The following is a 3,637-nucleotide window of genomic DNA, read 5'->3' as shown; positions in this document are numbered from 1 at the left end:
GCTCTCGCCGCAGCCGCCGCTGTCCGAACCGCTGCGCGCCGCTGTCCTGGCCTGCTGCGTGCTGCTGCTGGCCGTGCCGACGGCCCTGCTGCTGGTCCCGGGCCTGCTCGGCTAAGTCCGGCCCCCTGGCAGTCCTGTCATCCGGCCCCGACGCCGGACCGCCCGCCACAGGAGCGGCGGAGCGGCCGGTTTCGCGCCAGGTTAGCCATCTGCGCCGCTATTTCAGCAGCTTGCTGGCCTTGAATTGGAGGTCGACGTTGCCGGACCCGTTGCCCTTGGACGTTCCGTTGATCGCCGAGGTGGTCATGGCGAAGGTCAGTGTCGAGTGGGCGATCGCGTCAGCCATTTGCTCCAGCACAGTGGTGTTGACGTTGGCGATGGTGTCGCAGGCCTGGTGGTAGCAGGCGTCATGCGCCACGTTCGGTGTCCCGCCGAACACTGCAGCTTCCGCCGCCGTCTTAAGGTCTTCCGCGCCGGTGAACAGGCCACCCGCCGGAATCCCGTTGTTGATGAACCCGGAGTAGTCCGAGCGCCCGTCGAACTGGGTCGGCGCAGTAGGCAGGTTCTGGGACTTGAAGTAGTCCAGGAAGACCTTCTCGACGAGCCCGGAGCCATTGGGGCCCTTCGTGCCGAAGGCGGAGCCGTCGCCGTCGTAGACGAACCGCACAAAGTTCGGCGAGCCGACCATGTCGAAGTTGAGGTTGACCGCGTGGGCCTTGATCTGGCTCGCCGTCAGCTGGGATGTGTAGAAGTCGGAGCCGACAAGTCCGGGTTCCTCCCCTCCCCAGAAGGCGAAACGGACCCTGTTCACGGGGGTCTGGCCCGACTTCTTCAGCTGGATCGCCGTCTCGAGGATGGCGGCTGTCCCGGTGCCGTTGTCGTTAATGCCCGGCCCTTCCGGCACGGAATCCAGGTGCGCCCCCACCAGGACGGTGCGGTCCGCGCGTCCGCCGGTGTCGGCCAGGATGTTGAACGAGGTCAGCTTGGTGACGGTGGAGTTCACGGCGAGGTGCATGCTCACGCCGTTCAGCCCGGCGAGTTCGGCGCCGGTGGCGAAGCTGGTGCTGACCACCGGGATACCTGCCTGAGGCGCGTCCAGCGTGCCGCCGAAGAGGGCAAAGCGCTCGTCCGCCGGGTCCGCATTGCCCTGGTTGAAGATGATGACGCCGGCCGCCCCGGCCGCTGCGGCGTTGTCCGCCTTGATCCGGAAGGTGCAGGTGCCGCGCTGGAGCAGGGCGATGTTGCCCGCCGTGAACCCGCCGAAGTCGGCTGCCTCGCAGCCGCTGGTGGAGGCCCGGTCGCCGGCCAGGTTGATGTCGACGGCGCTCAGCGGGGCCGTGACGTTGCCGGAACCGGAATAGTTCATATCGAGGAAGCCGTCCGGGGCGTCATAGGCGTAGGTTCGCGGGGATGGCGAGAGGCGCTCCATCGACGCCGAGACGGTGTCGTAGCGCTCGTAGGGGAAGGTTTGGCGGACCGGGGTGTAGCCGGCGGCCCACAACTTGCGCTCGATGTACTGGGCGGAGGCTTCGTATCCCGGAGTGCTGGCAGCCCGAGTGCCACCGTTGGCGTCCGCGACGGCCTGGAGGGCCGCGAGGTGTTTCATGATGTTTGTTGCCGACACGGCAGCGCGCAGGGGTGCCGTGTTTGTTCCGTTGTCAGCGAGTGCGGGCGGCGCAAGGCTGGCCGCCAGTCCGATCGAGGCGGCGATAGCCGCACGGCGGATATTCCGGCGTTGCTTCATAGGGTTCTCCTGGATTCGGCTGCGGAATCCAATCCGGGCGTCCTTGCCCGCATGGGTGAGATGAAGCTATCGGAAGCACCTTGGGCAAAGGTTGAGAGAACCAGGCGCCGGCGAAGCAGCCGCGACGGCACAGATTTCCGTCGCCGGGCCCGTCCCCGCCGGCGGAACGTCAGGCGTCGATGCGCTCCCGGTCCAGGTTGGCGGCGCCTGCAATGATGAAGTCCTTGCGCGGCGCCACGTCCGAGCCCATGAGGAGGTCGAAAGTCTCCTCGGCCTGCTTGGCGTTCTCGATCCCGACCTTGCGGAGCGTCCGGTGCCGCGGGTCCATAGTGGTTTCGGCCAGTTGCTCGGCATCCATTTCGCCCAGCCCCTTGTACCGCTGGATCGGCTCCTTGTAGCGCTTGCCCTCTTTGGCGAGCCGCGCCAGCAGGACATGGAGCTCAGCCTCGGAGTAGGTGTAGATCATCTCGTTGGCCTTCTGGCCGGCGTTGACGACCTCCACCCGGTGCAGCGGCGGGACGGCGGCGAAGACGCGCCCCTCGTCGATCATCGGACGCATGTAGCGGAAGAAGAGCGTCAGGAGCAGGGTCCGGATGTGGGCGCCGTCGACGTCGGCGTCGGTCATCAGGATCACTTTGCCGTACCGGGCGGCGCTGATGTCGAACGTGCGGCCGGAACCAGCCCCCACCACCTGGATCAGGGCAGCGCACTCGGCGTTGGAGAGCATGTCCCCCACCGAGGCCTTCTGGACGTTGAGGATCTTGCCGCGGATCGGCAGGAGCGCCTGGAAGTCGGAGGACCGCGCCAGCTTGGCGGTGCCTAGCGCGGAGTCACCTTCGACGATGAACAGTTCGGAGCGTCCGACGTCGTCGGTGCGGCAGTCGGCGAGCTTGGTGGGCATGGAGGAGGTTTCCAGCGCATTCTTGCGGCGCTGGGTTTCCTTGTGGACCCGCGCCGAGATGCGGGACTTCATCTCGCTGACGATCTTTTCCAGCAGCAGCGCGGACTGGGCCTTGTCGTTGCGGTTTGCGGAGGTCAGCTTCGCGGTGATCTCCTGTTCCACCACCTTGGCCACGATGGCCCGGACGGCGGAGGTGCCCAGGATTTCCTTGGTCTGGCCCTCGAACTGCGGTTCGGCCAGCCTCACGGTCAGGACCGCGGTCAGGCCGGCGAAGATGTCGTCCTTTTCGATCTTGTCGTTGCCGGCCTTGAGCTTGCGGGCATTGGTCTCCACGGCCTTGCGGAAGGTCTTGAGCAGGGCCTGCTCGAAGCCGGACTGGTGGGTGCCGCCCTTGGGCGTGGAAATGATGTTGACGAAGGTCCGGACCGTGCTGTCGTAGCCGATTCCCCAGCGCAGCGCGACGTCGACCTCACAGTCGCGTTCGACCTCCGCGAGTTGGCTGTGGCCCTTTTCGTCGAGGACGGGGACGGTTTCCTTGAATTTCCCGGCACCGTGGAGGCGCCAGATATCCGTGACGGCGGGGTCGGCGGCGAGGAAGTCGACAAATTCGGAGATGCCGCCGTCGTGGTGGAAGACCTCTTCATGCGGGCCCGATTCTCCGGGCGTGCCGGCAATCCTGCGTTCATCCCGGACCGTGAGCTTCAGTCCGGGGACCAGGAACGAGGTCTGGCGGGCACGCGCGGCGAGGTCATCGTAGGAGAATTTGGCGTCGGGCGTGAAAATCTGCCGGTCCGCCCAGTAGCGGATCCGGGTTCCGGTCACGCCGCGCTTGGCCTTGCCCACGACATCGAGCACAGAGCCGTCGATGAAGGGTTCGAAGAGGGTCGCGGGGTCCGGCTTGGTGCCCGGATCCTTGAACCGGCCCGGTTCCCCCCGGCGGAAGGACATCTTGTATGTCTTGCCGCCGCGGTCCACTTCGACGTCGAGGCGGG

General features: G+C 66.5%; 2 protein-coding genes. Both read right to left on the bottom strand.

Going from position 1 to position 3,637, the window contains the following annotated elements; translation table 11 throughout:
- Window positions 1-217 precede the first annotated feature (217 nt).
- The gene (locus tag Y706_RS0109615) at window positions 218-1,744 is read right to left on the bottom strand and encodes a M20/M25/M40 family metallo-hydrolase (protein WP_028276428.1); all 1,527 of its coding nucleotides are present in this window, start codon (window positions 1,742-1,744) and stop codon (window positions 218-220) included.
- Between the two features lie 169 nt (window positions 1,745-1,913).
- On the bottom strand, window positions 1,914-3,637 hold a 1,724-nt coding region (locus Y706_RS24690), incomplete at its 5' end, for a DNA gyrase/topoisomerase IV subunit B (protein WP_043435780.1).

This window comes from Arthrobacter sp. I3, assembly GCF_000520575.1.
In the GTDB taxonomy this organism is placed as follows: Bacteria; Actinomycetota; Actinomycetes; order Actinomycetales; family Micrococcaceae; genus Arthrobacter; species Arthrobacter humicola_A.
Note: the sequence above shows the minus strand (reverse complement) of the source record. Positions and strands in the feature narration are given on the sequence as shown.